Raw genomic sequence first — 16,432 nt, 5'->3', positions numbered from 1 at the left:
CTTTCATTTTCTTACCCTCCACTGTGGCTTAGTCACTTAAGACTAGCCGACTAGAGAGGGGCGTCCATCTCATTATTTGTATATCGCGCATGCGCGCTATTTATCCCAAGATAGTACATTAAAAACAAAGGATAGATTATTGATTCTCAAATGGTTTTTAATAAATCAGAACTTCTCATTTAGGAGAAATTCGCGCAAGCGCAATATCATTCTGGCGCATGCGCGATAATCTTCCAAGCCGAAAACGTAACCAACTGTTTTAATTAGATTTTTTAACTTCTCTCCGCGAAAAACGAGCATAGAAGAAAGACAATATGAGCATTATATTTGCGCACCGGAAAAATATACTGTACATATATACAGATATTATGCTCTATTCAAGGAGGACATCCATATGGCGCGAAAAAGCCCCTTTTTGGAAATGGTTCGCGGCGAGATCCGCCTGCGCGGATACAGTCTTAGAACCGAGAAGACCTATCTGTTCTGGATTTACCGCTACATCATATTCCATGGTAAAGAGCATCCCACAAAGATGGGCGCCAATGAAGTCAAAGAGTTTCTTACCTGGCTTGCCGTTAAAAAAGAAGTCGCCGTCAATACGCAGAAAGTTGCATTGAATGCGTTGGTGTTTCTCTACCATAAGGTTCTCAAAGTAGAGCTGGGCGAACTCGATTTCAAACTGGCAACCAAGCAGCGTCACCTGCCCACCACACTGACAAAGCGTGAAGTAAGCCAGATTTTGCGCCAACTGCCAGAGAGAGACCGACTTATCATTTCCCTGCTATACGGCAGTGGGTTACGAATTACGGAGTGCTTGCGTCTGCGCGTTCAGGATGTCTGCTTCGACCGGCTGTCGCTTACCGTGCGTGCCGTAAAGGCGGCGGGGGTCACCGGGAAGAAAGTGAACTGCCACACCTTTCGCCATTCATTCGCCACGCACTTGCTGCAAAGTGGCTATGACATACGCAGTGTGCAGGAGCTATTGGGCCACAACGATGTGAAGACGACGCAGATTTATACCCATGTGTTGGGGCAGCATTATGCGGGAACGCGCAGCCCCTTGGATGCACTTGCGGATTAATGTGCCAGACCGACGTTTAGGCACGCTACCGCCCGTAGTGCGACATATTCTCTTGGTAGAAAGTATTTCAGAGAGCATGTGGCAACGGGGCGTGTTTGGTTGTTTGGGTAAGGTAGCAGGCGGGGTGGGGATTGCAAGTTTTTGGTTGCAAGGACTATTACGGCGGATGCGCGCTTTGCGCTCCGAAACGTCGGACCGATCCGCCCTACGGGTACTACTATAGGGGCGGTTTAGTTATCGTCGTCTAGAGGGAGTATTTTGACCACTTGCTCCTGGGCTTTGCGCTCTTCCTGGCTGGTGTTGACGCGGGTTTCGATTTCCCGCACCTGGGGTTGGATGTGCTGTTCCTGTTTGAAGCCGCAGTCGACGCACTCGCGGTAGTCTGTGCCGTCTTCGTTGTACACGCGAAGGCGGTCCATGGCGGAGCAGCGGGGGCAGACGGCCCCGGCGATAAACCGGGGCGTTTTGCTGAAGGCCATATCAGGCAGCCTCCTCGTCGATGCCGCTGTGGCGGAGCAATGGGGCGATGCTGGGCTCGCGGCCGCGGAAGTTGACGAACAACTCCATGGGCGGGCGGCTGCCGCCCTGCTGGAGAATTTCTCTCAGGAAGCTTTCACCGGTGTCCCGATTGAAGATGCCCTCTTCCTCAAATCGGGAGAAGGCATCGGCGGAGAGCACTTCGGCCCACTTGTAGCTGTAGTAACCCGCCGCGTAGCCGCCGGCGAATATGTGGCTGAAGCTGTTCTGGAATTTGTTGAACGCCGGTGGCGTGATCACGGCCACCTGGTCGCGCACTTCATCCAGCAGTTGCTGGGGCGCTTTCGGGTTATTGGGGTCGTACTCCGCGTGCAGGCGGAAGTCGAACAGGGAGAACTCCAGCTGCCGCACCATCTGCATGCCGGACTGGAAGTTTTTCGCCGCCAGCAGTTTGTCGAGCAGGTCTTTGGGCAGCGGTTCACCGGTTTTGTAGTGGCCGGAGATCAACGGCACTACGTCCGGCTCCCAACACCAGTTCTCCAGGAACTGACTGGGCAGCTCCACCGCATCCCAGGCCACGCCGTTGATGCCACTGACGGCGGCGACGTCGATCTGGGTAAGCATGTGATGCAGGCCGTGCCCGAATTCATGGAACAGGGTGGTCACTTCATCGTGGGTGAGCAGTGACGGCGTCTCGCCCACCGGTGGGGTGAAGTTGCAGGTCAGAAACGCGACCGGCCGCTGTACGCCACTGGCGGTCTGGCGGCGCACACGACAGTCCGCCATCCAGGCACCGCCGCGTTTGTTTTCCCGCGCGAAGATGTCGAAGTAGAAGCCTGCGATGTGTTCACCGTCTTTGTAGATCTGATAGAAACGCACGTCGGGGTGCCAACTATCAAAGCTCGCCACCGGCACAATGTCGATGTCGTAGAGGCGTTTGACCACCTCGAACAGGCCGCTGATCACCCGCTCGGCCGGGAAGTAGGGGCGTAGCTCTTCCTGGGACAGGGCATAGTCCGCCTGCCGGAGTTTTTCGCTGAAGTAGGCCAGGTCCCAGGCTTGCAGGTCGGTGCAGCCTTCTTTTTCTGCAAAGGCTTTCAGTTGCTGAACGTCCTGCTCCGCCAGAGGTTTGGACTTCTCGGCCAGCTCGGTCAGGAAGTTTATGACCTGTTCTGTGCTGTTCGCCATCTTGGTGGCGAGGGAGCGTTCGGCGTAGTTATTGAAACCCAGCAATTGCGCAAGCTCATGGCGCAACGCGAGGGTCTCGTCGATGATCGCGGTATTGTCCCACTCGGCGGCACTGCTTCCATCGGCCTTCTGACCTTCCGCGGACGCACGAGTCACAAATGCGGTGTAGGTCTCCCGGCGCAGGGCCCGATCTTCGGCGTAGGTCATGACCGCCAGGAAGGAGGGGATGTCCAGGGTGGTGACATAGCCTTCCAGGTCTTTCTGCTTGGCAGCCTGAGCAGCTTGCTCCAGAGCGGAGTCGGGCAGGCCGGCCAGATCCTGCGGGTCGGTAAAGTGTTTGTACCAGGCCTGGGTAGCGTCGAGCACGTTGTTGGCAAACTGGGTAGAGAGCTCACTGAGGCGTTTTTTGATCTGGCCATAGCGTTTTTTGGCCTCGCCCTCCAGGGCCACACCCCCAAGCCGGAAATCCCGCAGGGCGTAGTCGATGGACTGGCGTTGGGCCTGGCTCAGCTGGTCGTACTCCGGGCTGTCGGCAATGGCCTGGAAGGCTTCATACAAGCGCCTGTCCTGGCTCACTTCGGTGTTGTACTCGGTCAGCAACGCCACGCTGGCGTTGTACGCCTCGCGCAGGGCCTCGCTGTTGACCACCGCGTTCAGGTGGCTGACCGGGGACCAGGCCTGCTCCAGGCGGTCCTCTTCGGCTTCCAGCGGAGCGACGAAATTGTCCCAGGTCGGTTGATCCAGCCCGTCCAGCAGCCGCTCGCGATAGGCGCGATTTTCGTCGATCAGCTGGCGAATGGCAGGCTCTACGTGCTCCGGCTTGATGGCTGAAAACGGGGGCAGCTCGTGGGTTTCCAGCAGGGGGTTGGCCATAAGGTTATCGCTCCAAAACTCTGTGTCTGTGACTCAAAAAACGGGGTGATCGCGCTGAACATTCGCGCTCGGCGGCCCGGGACGCTACCATGATACATCGTTACGCGGCGGCGGGTAGATGCCCGCTCCAGCCGACGCTCCGTGTCCGATGCCCTGTATGAGGTAACCCATGACCGCATCTGCTCCCTCTTCGCCCGCTCTGCGCCGCTACCAGGGCGTCGCCCCGACGTTGGGCGAGCGCGTCTACGTTGACCCGGCCGCCGTGGTAATCGGCGACGTGACCCTGGGCAGTGATACGTCCGTCTGGCCCTGTGCGGTCATTCGCGGCGACATGCACCGTATACGTATAGGCGAAAGGACCAGTATTCAAGACAACAGCTGCCTGCACATCACCCACGCCGGCCCCTTCAACCCGGAAGGCTACCCGCTGACCATCGGCGACGACGTCACCGTAGGCCACTCGGTCACCCTGCACGGCTGCACCCTGGGCAACCGCATCCTGGTGGGCATCGGCTCCACCATACTGGACGGCGCCGTGGTGGAAGACGAAGTGGTAATCGGCGCCGGCACCCTGGTACCGCCGGGCAAACGCCTGGAAAGCGGCTACCTCTATATGGGCTCACCCTGCAAACAGGCCCGCCCGCTCAAAGACAGCGAGCGGGAATTCTTCAAATACTCCGCCAGCAACTACGTGGCGCTGAAAGACCAGTATCTCCAAGAACAACAGAGCTGATCGCCCAACCACCAACACCCACGAGGCACTCCGCCATGCAAGAAGTCTATTTGCCGGAAAACAACATTGAGGCGCACCTGGTACAAGGGTTGCTCGAATCCGAGGGGATTGATTGCGAAATCCGTGGTGAATATTTGCCCGGAGCCGCGGGGGAGTTGCCGGCGGGAAGCACGGTGTCATTGTGGGTGCACGAAGCGCAGTTTGAAGACGCCAAGCGGGTTTTGGCGCGGTATGAGGCGGGGGAGTTTGCGGCGGAGTAGCGTTTTAGTTTTAGTAGCGATTCGGCCTTTAACTTTGGTTACGGCGGATGCGCGCTTTGCGCTTATCCGCCCTACGCGAGCTGCGGACGTGAATCAGACTATGAGGGCGGGATAGGGGTTCACCCTTTCAAGACCGTGGAGCGGGGGACCCGCGATGCGAGCCCCCAGGGATGGGTTTACGGCGTGTCTTGAAAGGGTGAACCCCTATCCCGGCCGGACTCAGACAAACACTAGAGGATCTATGGAAGCGGCATTTACAGCGTTTGCGAATTTTATGTGGGGCATGCCCCTGGTGATACTGCTGGTGGGAGGTGGCGTCTTCTTCGTCGCCTACTCCCGTGGCCTCCCCTACCGACACTTCAAACACGCCCTGCAGATCCTCAGTGGCCGCTACGACCACCACGACGACGAAGGCGACATCCCCCACGCCCAGGCACTGAGCACCGCCCTCTCCGGCACCCTGGGCCTCGGCAACATCGCCGGCGTCGCCCTGGCGCTCACCATGGGCGGCCCCGGCGCCATCTTCTGGATGTGGGTCACCGCCGTCATCGGCGTCGCCACCAAATTCTATACCTGCTCCCTCGCCGTCATGTTCCGGGGCAAAGACAGCCTCGGTCGGCTGCAGGGCGGCCCCATGTACGTCGTTCGCGAAGGCCTGGGAAAACGCTGGTGGCCGCTCGCCGCATTGTTCGCCGTCGCCGGTTTGATGGGCACCATGCCCGCCTTTCAGGTCAACCAACTCGTACAGATTGTGCGTGATGTGGTGGCCATCCCCGCCGGGCTCGCCAGCGAAAGCAACCACTTCGCCTTTGACCTCACGCTCGGGCTGATCATCGCCGCCCTGGTGCTGCTGGTCATTACCGGACACGTCCAGCGGGTTGGTAAAGTGACTTTGAGAATGGTGCCGGTCATGGTCCTGCTCTATTTGGGGATGACCCTGCTGTTGTTGATCCAGTACCTGGGCGAAATTCCGGCCGCACTGCACCTGATCGTCACCGACGCCTTCAGCGGCCAGGCCGCCGCCGGTGGCGCCATCGGTACCGTCATACTGATGGGCGTGCGCCGGGGCGCTTTCTCCAATGAAGCAGGGATCGGCACCGAATCAATGGCCCACGGCGCCGCCAAAACCAAGGAGCCCATTCGCGAGGGCCTGGTGGCCATGATGGGCCCGGTGATCGATACCCTTCTGGTCTGTACCTGCACGGCACTGGCCATACTGGTGACCGACGCTTGGCAGGTGGACGGAAGTATCGACGGAGTGACCCTCACCGCCCGGGCCTTCGAAACCGCCTTCCCCAACGTCGGCGCCTATCTGTTGGTGCTGGTGGTGGCCCTGCTCTCGCTGAGTACCGTGTTCACCTTCTGGTATTACGGCAGCAAATGCCTGGGCTTTCTGATCGGGGCTCAACATCAACATCACTACATCTGGATTTACGCCACTCTGGTGGTGCTCGGTAGCGTGGTGAGCCTGCGCGCGGTGGTGGGTTTGGTGGACGGGCTCTATGCCACCATGGCCATTCCCACCATGGTATCCGCCCTGTTGCTCGCCCCCCGGGTGAACTGGGCCGCCCGGGATTACTTCGCCCGGCACCGCAAGGGCGACCATGAACCGGCTTCTACAAATTCATAACGGTTTTTTACGCAACCATACCACCCGGGCGACGTCTAACCGACGTAGCATGGCGTATTCACTGTTAGGCGATTGGGGAGGTCTATATGACACATCAGCGCGTTATCTCACTCCGTTTCTGGCCGAGGGCCGCGCTACTGGCCATAGCGACCTTATGGCTGGCTGCCTGCGCCCAGCAGTCGCCCCTGCCGCTGGCAGACGATTCACTGCGCCCGGCTCAGCCCGGCAACTTCGACCATGTCTTTCTGCCCCCGGGCGAACGTCTGCCCCGGATAACCACCCTCTATATCGAGCCGACCCAGGTCGCCCTGAGCGATTACTGGCTGCGCGACCGAAGGGCTGATTACACCCAACGGGACCTGGATCGCATCTACGAGGATTACGGTCGCTTCCTCGACGAAGCGCTCCGTGAGGGGCTGAGTGAGCAAACCGGCGTTACTCTCACCGAGAGCCGCGAAGAGGCGGACATGATTTTCCGCCCTACCCTGCGCAACCTGAACATCTACGCACCGGACCTGAGCCGGCCGGGAATCACCCGCTACTACACGCGGGAGGCCGGAAACGCCACCTTTGACCTGGTACTGGAAGACCCTAACGGCAAGGTACTGGCGCAGTTCATCGACCACCGGGAAACCCAAAACCTGACCGGACAGGCGATGGAGTGGACCAACCGGGTCACCAACTACCGCCACTTTAGCCGCTTGATGGACCGCTGGACCCGCAACCTGTCCGTTTACCTGCTGATTGCCGGGGCCGTGCCCGAGCCCGCCGAGTGACGGGCTTTGGTTCACCTGAGCAACGGTTTGTGGCTATAATGCGCCCTCGCGGTTGGCGGGCTACGCCCGGTGATCGCCCCAAATAGTCCAAAGAGGCACTGCCTCTCACAACGAGGATGAAGCACCGTGAGTCTAGTCAAGAAACGCATCGGCCTGTTGTTGGCTGCCAGTCTGGGTCTGCTCTCCGCTCTGGCGGTGGCTCAGTCCAGTAACGTGTCCAAAGAAATCGAAAACCGCCTGGCCCCGGTAGGCAAGGTGTGCATGGCCGGTGACGATTGCGCGGCAGCGCCCGTGGCCAGTGCCAGCAGCGGTGAACCGCGCTCCGGTGAAGAAATTTACGGCTCGGCCTGCGCCACCTGCCACGATGCTGGCGTGTCCGGTGCGCCGATGCTCGGTTCCGTGGACGACTGGGCAAGCCGCATTGAGAAGGGCTCCGAGACACTGTACGACCACGCTATCAACGGTTTCAATGCCATGCCGGCCATGGGCTTGTGCAGCGACTGCTCTGATGAAGAGATTCAGGCGACCGTCGATTATATGGTTGAAGAGAGCAGTTAATCGTTTAGCGGAAGGTTACGGCGGATGCGGCCTGCGGCCTTATCCGCCCTACGCGCCACTAGGGCGACCTAATCAAACATCCCCAGCAAACTGCTCAGCGTCTCTTCGCCCTTGGCGACATTTTTCTCCGGACTGAGCTCACCGAATCCTTCACTCTCCACATCCTCCGGCGGTAATTCCTCCAGAAACCGACTGGGCGTGGTTTCAAAGATTTCCCCGAACTGCTTGCGCTTGTGGGCCAACGTCATGGTCAGGGTTTTCTGGGCGCGGGTGATGCCCACGTAGGTCAGGCGCCGCTCTTCCTCGATATTGCCATCTTCGATACTGTTCCGGTGGGGCAGCAGGTCTTCTTCCAGGCCCACCATGAACACGTGCGGAAACTCCAGCCCCTTGGACGCGTGGAGGGTAAGCAGCTGCACCTGGTCCAGCTCGTCCTCCTCTTCCTGACGCTCGAGCAAGTCCCGCAGGACCAGCTTGGCAATGGCTTCCTTGATGGTGGTCTCATCGTCGTCATCCCCCGGCGCCAGAGTCTTGCCGAGAGAGTCCACCAGGTACTGAACGTTTTCCCAGCGCCGCTCGGCAGCCTTGGGGGTACTGGCGTTCTGGTGCAGCCAGGCCTCGTAATCCATGTCTTCGAGCATTTCCCGAATCGCGCCGATCGGGTTGTCGCCGTGGGAGCGCTGATGCACGCCCTCCATCCAGTGCACAAACCGGCGCAGGCGTTCGAGCGCCTTGTCGTTGAGCTGGCTCTCCAACCCAAGTTCATTCACCGCGCTGAACAGCCCGATATGCCGCTCAGTGGCGTAACGCCCGAGGGCTTCCAAGGTACTGGTGCCGATCTGCCGGCGCGGGGTGTTGATCACCCGCAAAAAGGCGTTGTCGTCGTCCGGGTTTACCAGCAGGCGTAAATACGCCATCACATCCTTGATTTCGGTTTTGGAGAAGAAGGACGAGCCGCCGCTGATTTTGTAGGGGATTTGGTGTTGCTGCAGTTTGATTTCCAGCAGCCGGGCCTGGTGGTTGCCCCGGTACAGTACCGCGTAGTCGCGGAACTTGCGCTGGTAGCGCAGCCGGCTGGTGAGAATTTCCGTGGCCACCCGCTCGGCCTCAGCCTCTTCATTGGCGCAGCGGATCACCCGGATCGGGTCGCCCAGGCCCATTTCACTCCACAATGCCTTGTCGAATTCGTGGGGGTTGTGGGCAATCAGGTGGTTGGCCACTTTCAGAATGCGGCTGGTGGAGCGGTAGTTCTGCTCCAGCTTGATCACATTCAGGGCCGGGAAGTCCTGCTTGAGCAGGCTCATGTTCTCCGGCCGGGCGCCGCGCCAGGCGTAGATCGACTGGTCGTCATCCCCCACCACGGTGAGCGAGCCGCGCACGCCCACGATCAGCTTGACCAGCAGGTACTGGCTGGAGTTGGTGTCCTGGTACTCGTCCACCAGCAGGTAGCGAATTTTGCGCTGCCAGCGGGCCAGGATGTCCGGATGGTCCTGGAACAGGCGTACCGGAATCAGGATCAGGTCGTCGAAATCCACGGCGTTGTAGGCCTTGAGCGCCTGGTTGTAGCGCTCGTACACCCGGGCGATGGTCTGCTCGCCCGGGCTCTGGGCCATGGCCAATACCTCGGCCGGATCGGTCAGGTCGTTCTTCCAGTTGGAAATCTGATGCTGAACCCGGTTGAGGTGGTCGCTGTCCAGCTCGCCGTCTTTGAGCAACAGCTCCTTGAGCAGGGCCCGGGCATCTTCGGCGTCAAATATCGAAAATCCGGGTTTGAAGCCCAGGGCTTTATACTCCCGACGTATGATATTCAGGCCCAGATTGTGAAAGGTCGAGACCGTCAGCCCCTTGGCGGCGCTGCCTTTGACCAGCGAACTGACCCGCTCCTTCATCTCCCGGGCGGCCTTGTTGGTAAAGGTCAGGGCGGCGATATGGCGAGCCGGCAGGTCGCACTGCTCGATCAGATAGGCAATCTTGCGGGTGATCACACTGGTTTTGCCACTGCCCGCCCCGGCCAGCACCAGGCAGGGGCCATCAATATAGTGTACGGCTTCTCGCTGACGGGGATTGAGCTTGGGCACAGTACCTCACCAATTCAGTGCGTGGCGTCATCAGGCGTGGCTGACACAGGGGGCCGGCATTGTAGCAGGGCGCCAAGGGCACGCAAGCACCCGCAGAGACGCACGTGTCACTGCCCGACCAGCGGCCATTGGCACCCCGCGAAAGTGGTTTATTATGGGGTATAGGTGGTGTAAAGTCCTCAACTGGCGCGGATTTCTTCATGCTGTGTGGTCCGTCAAGGTAGATGAGTATTGGGTCATAAACAACGAGAACCGGATCGCCTCGCGCGGCCGGGTCGGCGGCGTCAAGGTTGAGCGCACTGAAGCCCTGCGATGCCCCCAACGATACCAAAGGAACCATGGAATCGGGCAATGGACAGAATCGTAAAGATCCTCTTTATTGACGGCGAGGAAGGCGAGTACCTGCTACTGGCCGACCTGTTGTCAAAGATTCACCACACCGACTATCAGCTGGTCTGGCACGACCGGCTGGATGGCGCTTTGCCCGCCATTTTTGGTGACGACTACGACCTGGTGCTGCTGGACTATTACTGGGGTAATGGCCACACCGCTCAGGACCTGCTGACCGCCGCCAAAACCCAGGCCTGCACCACCCCGATCGTGGTCATGACCAGCGAAATGGAAACCGAGGTGGACCGGGAAGCCATTCGCGCCGGCGCCGCCGACTACCTGATCAAGGGCCATATCGATACCCAGCTGCTCGAGCGTACCCTGCGCTACGCCATCGAGCGCAAGCGCACCGAGCAACACCTGAGTCGCCTGGCGCACTACGATACCCTCACCGACATCCCCAACCGCATTCTTTTTCGAGACCGTCTCGAACACGCCATCCGCCTGGCGGACCGGGATCAGGGCCAGTTCGCACTGATGTTCATAGACCTGAACGGCTTCAAACAGGTGAATGACAGCTTCGGCCACGACACCGGCGACACCATGATCCGGGTGTGCGCGGACCGCCTCAAGGAATGCATGCGCCGCAGCGACTCGGTTGCCCGCATGGGGGGCGATGAATTTACTCTGCTGCTGGAAAACACCGATAATGGCGCCAACATTGCCCATATTGCCGAGAAAATCATCGAACGTATCGGTGCGCCCTATCATATCGGCGGCTACGAAATGCGCATCGGCTGCAGCATTGGCATCGCGGTCTATCCGGACGGCGGCCGCGATGCCGAAAGTCTGCTCAAGAACGCCGATATGGCGATGTATCAGGCCAAACAACAGGACGACAGCAGTTACCGCTTTTTTACCGAAGCCATGAACAAAGCCGTGCGCCTGCAACTGCGAATGGAGTCCGACCTGCGGGCCGCCCTGCGACTGAATCAGCTCAGCCTGGAGTACCAGCCCCGCATCGACCTCAATACCGGGGACATTGTCGCCATGGAGGCACTGCTGCGCTGGCAGCATCCCGAGCGCGGCCTGCTCGATGCCAAAGAATTCATCAGCGTTGCCGAAGATACCGGCCTGATCAACGACATTGGCTACTGGATTGTGGAGCGCGCCTGCAAGGACCTGTGCCTGCTGCAGCGCGAGTGTCAGCTGGACTTGCGCATGGCGGTCAACCTCTCGGTGCGCCAGTTCCGGGATGAACAACTGGTGCATCGGCTGGCGGGGACCCTGAACCAGCTCAATGTGCCCGGCCGAAATCTGGAGTTTGAGCTCACCGAAGCCAGCCTGATGGACAATCTCGATTTGGTCAGCCTATGCATGCGGCCACTATCGCACCTGGGCCTGGAATTCTCCCTGGACCAGTTTGGCAGTGGTAGCTGCTCCTTCCTGCACCTGCAACGCCTGCCCATCCGGGCGGTAAAAATTGATTCCCGCTTTTTGGCCGCCCTGAACCACAGCGTTGACGACCAACGCCTGGTCACCGCCATGATCAACCTCGCACATAATCTGGGCAAAGTGGTGATCGCCGAAAGCGTGGAAACCCAGGAACAGAGAGACTGGCTGCAGGCCGCCGGCTGCGATCAGATGCAGGGCTATCTGTTCTGCGCCCCCCAACCGGTGGACAAGGTGTGCCACACGGTCAAGCAATGGCACAGTATCGCGTAACAATTTCTCACAGTTTGCTGCCGACGATCATGCTAGCTTTGCCCCTTTGAGCAACAGCGTCATCGAAGGACCCGACTTCATGGATTCGACACCCGACTTTGCCATCGAAACCCGAGGGCTGCGCAAGGCCTTTGGTAGCACCCTCGCCGTACGTGGGATCGACCTCCAGGTAAAGCGCGGCAGTGTCTATGGCCTACTCGGCCCCAACGGCGCCGGCAAAACCACCACCGTGCGCATGCTCTCGACCTTACTGCCACCCAGCGGTGGCGAAGCCCGGGTACTGGGGCACGATCTGGTCCATCAGGCAGAGCAGGTCCGCGCCCGCATCAGTCTGACCGGACAGTTCGCCTCGGTGGACGAAGATCTCTCCGGCCGGGAAAACCTGACCCTGCTCGCCCGGCTGCAGGGTTTCAGTTGGCTCGGCGGCCGCGTTCGCGCAGACACATTACTCAAGGCGTTCGACCTTCAGGATGCCGCACGGCGCCAGGTTAAAACCTATTCCGGGGGCATGCGTCGCCGTCTGGATATCGCCGCCTCTCTGATCATCACGCCAGACCTGCTGTTTCTGGATGAACCCACCACCGGCCTGGATCCGCGCTCCCGCAATCAGGTGTGGGACATTGTGCGCGGGTTGGTGGACGATGGCACTACCGTGCTGCTCACGACTCAGTATCTGGAGGAAGCCGACCAACTCGCCGAGCGCATCGCCGTCATCGACCAGGGGGCCGTCATTGCCGAAGGCACCAGTCGGGAGCTCAAAGCCTCGGTCGGTAGCAACGTACTGCATCTGCAACTGACCGACCCGGCCCAGCGGGAACAGGCACAGCTGATCCTCGCTGGTCATCTCGACAGCCTGGTGCATCTGGAAGCCGATCCGGCCAGCCTGACGGTGCAACTTTCGGACAGCTCCGAGGCCACCCGGGCGCTGGCCGAACTGCCCCAGGCGGGCATCGGGTTGAATAGCTTTTCCATGGGCCAGCCCAGCCTTGATGAAGTTTTTCTCTCCCTGACCGGGCACACCGTAAGCCCACAGAACGATCCGGAGGAAGCCTCCCAATGAGTGGATCTTCCTCCGCCCGCGCGCTCATCCGGGGTATCCGTGTACTCGATCGCCCGGCCCCCGCCGGACCCATCGCCTGTACCATTGCGTTCGGCTGGCGCGCGCTGCTCAAGATCAAGTATGTCCCGGAGCAGATGTTTGATGTGCTGGTCACGCCCATCATGTTCACGGTCATGTTTACCTACCTCTTTGGCGGTGCCCTGGCCGGTTCCACTGGTGACTACCTCCAGTACCTGTTGCCCGGCATTCTGGCTCAGACCGTGGTGTTTACGTCCATTTACACCGGCGTCACCCTCAACGGGGATCTGTCCAAGGGCGTGTACGACCGATTCAAGTCCCTGCCCATCTGGGCACCCGCGCCTCTGGTCGGTGCGATGCTCGGCGATATCCTGCGCTACACCGGCGCCTCGCTGATTGTGGTTTTGATTGGACTGCTGCTTGGCTATCGCCCGGAACAGGGTATTGTCGGCGTGCTCCTGTCGCTTGTGCTACTGAACATTTTTGGTTTTGGACTGGGCTGGATTTTCACCGTCCTGGGCCTGCTGCTGCGCACCCCCGGCGCGGTCATGACCCTGAGCTGGCTGGTGCTGATGCCTCTGACCTTTGTGTCCAATATCTATGTGGACCCGGCCACCATGCCCGAACTTCTCCAGACCCTGGTGGCACTGAACCCGGTATCCCATCTGGTCTCCGCGATGCGCGGCGCCATGGTTGGCGAGCTGGTGGCGTTTTCACTGGGCATAGCCCTGCTCACGCCCGCGCTACTGACCCTCACTTTTGGCCCCTTGGCCATGCGCCTGTACCATCGCAAGCACTGACAGCCGCTAGCCGACACGCTACACTGGGGTTTTCCCCAGCATGATCGAGCGCCCCTATGATTAACGACTTTGCCCAGAAATTCTTTCAGGAAATTGACCGCAAATTGCCGGGCTTGCAGGACATGCTTCCCAAGCAGGAAATCAAAGCCGCCGTGCAGTCCGCGCTCGGAAAGATGGATCTGGTCACCCGCGAAGAGTTTGACGCCCAGAGCGCTGTACTCCAACGCACCCGCGAGCGTCTGGAACAACTGGAGAAACAACTCGCCGATCTGGAAAAGCGCTCCGGTAGGTCGGATTAGCGCACCGCGCGTAATCCGACAGCAGTCCTGTCCCGAAAAACGGAACCCGGTTCCTTTTTCAGACTACCCCGTTAAGGTATATTTCCCCCAGAACGAAACTCACACACGCAAGGATTGCTCATGTCGCTCGCCGTTGTTTATTCGCGTGCAAAGCTCGGGGTCCAGGCCCCGCTGGTCACCGTCGAAGTTCATCTCTCCAACGGCCTGCCCGCCCTGAATATGGTGGGCCTGCCGGAAACCGCCGTGAAAGAAAGCAAGGACCGGGTGCGCAGTGCCATTCTCAACAGCCACCTGGAATTTCCCGCCCGACGGATTACCGTCAATCTCGCGCCTGCGGACCTTCCCAAAGAAGGGGGTCGTTTTGACCTCCCGATCGCCCTGGGCATTCTGGCCGCCTCGGGTCAGATACCGGAAGACAGCCTGAGCGGTTGTGAATTTATGGGTGAGCTGGCCCTCTCCGGCGAGCTGCGTCCGGTCACCGGTGCCCTGCCTGCGGCGTTGGCTGCCAGCGATGCCAAACGGCATCTGGTGGTCGCCGCCGACAACGCCGAGGAAGCCGCGCTGTGTGATTCCACGGCCGTGTTCTCCGCAAAAAACCTGCTCTCGGTGTGCGCGCACCTGCATCAGCGGGAGCGCTTGCCCCAGGCCGAAGGACCGTTCGATGCCACCGACGAACCGACTCTGGATTTTGACCTCAGTGATGTCAAAGGCCAGGTACAGGCCAAGCGGGCTCTTGAGGTCGCGGCCAGCGGCGGCCATAACCTGTTGATGTATGGGCCGCCGGGGACTGGCAAAACCATGCTCGCCAGTCGCCTGCCCGGCATACTGCCCCCGCTGGAAAATCGTGAGCGGTTGGATGTGGCGGCGGTGTATTCAGTGGCCCCCGGTGCCGGCAGTCACAGCAATCGGGTACGGCCTTTCCGGTCACCCCACCACACCGCCTCGGCCATTGCATTGGTGGGCGGCGGCTCCAATCCGCGCCCAGGGGAGATTTCTCTGGCCCACAGTGGGGTGTTGTTTCTGGACGAGTTGCCGGAGTTTCACCGGCATGTGCTGGAAGTCTTGCGCGAGCCCCTGGAGAGCGGCGAAGTGCGTATCTCCCGCGCCCGGGCACAGGCGGTGTACCCGGCCCGGTTTCAATTGGTAGCGGCCATGAACCCCTGCCCCTGCGGTTACCACGGTGCGGCCGAGGGCGACTGCACCTGCACGCCGGATCAGATTCGTCGCTACCGGGACAAGATTTCCGGTCCGCTATTGGATCGCATTGATATGCACGTACCGGTTCGGTTGCTGAAACGCGGGGAGCTGCAGAGTAAAGGTGAAGGCGAGCGCAGTACCGTTGTGCGCGAACGGGTGATCGCCGCCCGGCAGCGGCAGCTGGACCGGCAGGGCAAAGCCAACCATCAGTTGAGTGTGCCTGAGCTGGAGCGGGTGTGTGCGCTGACGCCGGCCAATAAGAACCTGCTGGAGGATGCGATTGAAAAGCTCGGGTTATCGAGCCGGGCGTATCATCGCGTTTTGAAAGTGGCGCGGACGCTTGCCGACATGTCGGGGAGTGAGTCTCTGGAAACGGTGCATATCAGTGAGGCGTTGGGGTATCGGACGTTGGATCGGCGTAAGGGATAACGTGCCCTACCCCCGAAAGAAATCCACCGGCAACCCCTTCACATCGGTCTGGTAAATCAACAGATTGCCCGCCTCGGGCTCTCGGGCCAATTGTGCCTCAGACAAATTCACCCGCGCAGTGGTAACAAGCAGCCAGGACAGATCCGGACCACCAAAAGCCACACAGGTGGGCTGACTGACCGGAACCTCTAGCTCCAGCAACACTTCGCCCTCGGGGGAGTAACACACCACTTGGCCGCCACCGAACAGGGCATTCCAGACATTGCCCTCGGCATCTACACAACTGCCGTCATGACCAGTGCCCTCAGGGGCCAGGGCAAACACTCGACGGTTGCTGAAACTGCCACTGTGGGCGTCGAAGTCATAGGCGTAATAGACCCCCCGGGCGGAATCAGACAGATAAGCGGTGCGACTGTCCGGGCTCCAGCACAAACCATTGCTGATGCCCAGGCCCCGTAAATGCGGCTGCACATCGCCGTCAGCCGTCCAGCAGTAGAGCGCGGCGCCATCCTCATCCGCCAGCGGGTCCCCGGCTTCCACCATGGTGCCGGCCCAAAAACGGCCCTGCCGATCAACCTTGCCATCGTTGAACCGATTGCCCGGTTTGTGCGCTTCGGGGTGGGCCAACCAGTGACAGTCGCCGGTTTCTGGCGTGTACAGAGCAAAGCCCTTGTCAAAGCTGGCGATCAGGGTCTGGGGGGCTTGTGAGATAGCTTGCGAAGGCGCCACAATCCCGAAGGCGGTGAGCCGTTCGGGTGTGGACCACTCGGTCAGGGAGTCCGAGTCGGGGTGATAGCGGTAAAGACGACAACCGAGGATATCGGTCCACCAGAGGGATTGCTGGTCGGGGTGCCAGAGCACCCCTTCTCCCAGAACATTCCCGACTGGCAGGCTTTTAATACACTCGGGCTGCCGCACGA

15 protein-coding genes are annotated in these 16,432 nt (G+C 60.0%); 11 read left to right on the top strand and 4 right to left on the bottom strand.

Translation table 11 applies throughout. The features are described from left to right. The first annotated feature begins 394 nt into the window (after positions 1-394). Positions 395-1,081 carry a tyrosine-type recombinase/integrase gene (locus EDC38_RS12615; protein WP_123638808.1) on the top strand — a complete coding sequence of 229 codons (687 nt, stop codon included), beginning with the start codon at positions 395-397 and terminating at the stop codon, positions 1,079-1,081. A 230-nt stretch (positions 1,082-1,311) separates the two neighbouring features. Here EDC38_RS12615 and EDC38_RS12610 read toward each other — a convergent pair whose 3' ends face one another. Together EDC38_RS12610 and prlC are read right to left on the bottom strand one after the other, a co-directional pair. Next, on the bottom strand, positions 1,312-1,560 hold the full coding sequence (locus EDC38_RS12610; protein WP_024461835.1) for a YheV family putative zinc ribbon protein: 249 nt from the start codon (positions 1,558-1,560) through the stop codon (positions 1,312-1,314). A gap of 1 nt (position 1,561) precedes the next feature. Then, entirely contained in the window at positions 1,562-3,619 is a 2,058-nt protein-coding gene (prlC, locus tag EDC38_RS12605) for an oligopeptidase A (RefSeq protein WP_123638807.1), read from the bottom strand. Between the two features lie 169 nt (positions 3,620-3,788). Here prlC and EDC38_RS12600 point away from each other — a divergent pair, with 169 nt between their 5' ends. The 5 genes from EDC38_RS12600 (at position 3,789) to EDC38_RS12580 (ending at position 7,576) form a co-directional block, all read left to right on the top strand. Beyond that, positions 3,789-4,352, top strand: coding sequence for a gamma carbonic anhydrase family protein (locus EDC38_RS12600; protein WP_123638806.1), 564 nt, complete (start codon positions 3,789-3,791; stop codon positions 4,350-4,352). A 35-nt stretch (positions 4,353-4,387) separates the two neighbouring features. After that, positions 4,388-4,612 (top strand): putative signal transducing protein, encoded by a 225-nt coding sequence (locus EDC38_RS12595; protein ID WP_024461832.1) that lies wholly within the window; start codon positions 4,388-4,390, stop codon positions 4,610-4,612. Positions 4,613-4,853: 241 nt separating this feature from the next. Next, complete coding sequence (locus EDC38_RS12590; RefSeq protein ID WP_123638805.1) at positions 4,854-6,242, top strand: alanine/glycine:cation symporter family protein; 1,389 nt, start codon at positions 4,854-4,856, stop codon at positions 6,240-6,242. Between the two features lie 86 nt (positions 6,243-6,328). Continuing rightward, a complete protein-coding gene (locus EDC38_RS12585) occupies positions 6,329-7,018 on the top strand; it encodes a DUF3313 family protein (protein WP_123638804.1) in 690 nt (229 codons plus the stop codon). Between the two features lie 126 nt (positions 7,019-7,144). Further along, positions 7,145-7,576, top strand: coding sequence for a c-type cytochrome (locus tag EDC38_RS12580; protein ID WP_246004409.1), 432 nt, complete (start codon positions 7,145-7,147; stop codon positions 7,574-7,576). Positions 7,577-7,644: 68 nt separating this feature from the next. Here the strand turns inward: EDC38_RS12580 and rep are convergent, their stop codons facing one another. Continuing rightward, positions 7,645-9,654, bottom strand: coding sequence for a DNA helicase Rep (gene rep, locus EDC38_RS12575; RefSeq protein WP_024461828.1), 2,010 nt, complete (start codon positions 9,652-9,654; stop codon positions 7,645-7,647). Between the two features lie 351 nt (positions 9,655-10,005). Here rep and EDC38_RS12570 point away from each other — a divergent pair, with 351 nt between their 5' ends. The 5 genes from EDC38_RS12570 (at position 10,006) to EDC38_RS12550 (ending at position 15,512) form a co-directional block, all read left to right on the top strand. After that, positions 10,006-11,709 (top strand): EAL domain-containing protein, encoded by a 1,704-nt coding sequence (locus tag EDC38_RS12570; protein ID WP_123638803.1) that lies wholly within the window; start codon positions 10,006-10,008, stop codon positions 11,707-11,709. 79 nt (positions 11,710-11,788) lie between these two features. Next, on the top strand, positions 11,789-12,769 hold the full coding sequence (locus tag EDC38_RS12565; RefSeq protein WP_123638802.1) for an ATP-binding cassette domain-containing protein: 981 nt from the start codon (positions 11,789-11,791) through the stop codon (positions 12,767-12,769). Then, positions 12,766-13,587, top strand: coding sequence for an ABC transporter permease (locus tag EDC38_RS12560; protein WP_123638801.1), 822 nt, complete (start codon positions 12,766-12,768; stop codon positions 13,585-13,587). Before EDC38_RS12565 ends, EDC38_RS12560 begins: the two co-directional genes overlap by 4 nt. A 56-nt stretch (positions 13,588-13,643) precedes the next feature. Then, a complete protein-coding gene (locus tag EDC38_RS12555; RefSeq protein WP_123638800.1) occupies positions 13,644-13,886 on the top strand; it encodes an accessory factor UbiK family protein in 243 nt (80 codons plus the stop codon). A gap of 120 nt (positions 13,887-14,006) precedes the next feature. Beyond that, a complete protein-coding gene (locus tag EDC38_RS12550; RefSeq protein WP_123638799.1) occupies positions 14,007-15,512 on the top strand; it encodes a YifB family Mg chelatase-like AAA ATPase in 1,506 nt (501 codons plus the stop codon). 6 nt (positions 15,513-15,518) lie between these two features. Here EDC38_RS12550 and EDC38_RS12545 read toward each other — a convergent pair whose 3' ends face one another. Further along, on the bottom strand, positions 15,519-16,430 hold the full coding sequence (locus EDC38_RS12545) for an SMP-30/gluconolactonase/LRE family protein (RefSeq protein WP_211331089.1): 912 nt from the start codon (positions 16,428-16,430) through the stop codon (positions 15,519-15,521). Between the last annotated feature and the right edge of the window lie 2 nt (positions 16,431-16,432).

It is taken from the genome of Marinimicrobium koreense (assembly GCF_003762925.1).
In the GTDB taxonomy this organism is placed as follows: Bacteria; Pseudomonadota; Gammaproteobacteria; order Pseudomonadales; family Cellvibrionaceae; genus Marinimicrobium; species Marinimicrobium koreense.
This window is presented reverse-complemented; position numbering and strand designations above follow the sequence as displayed.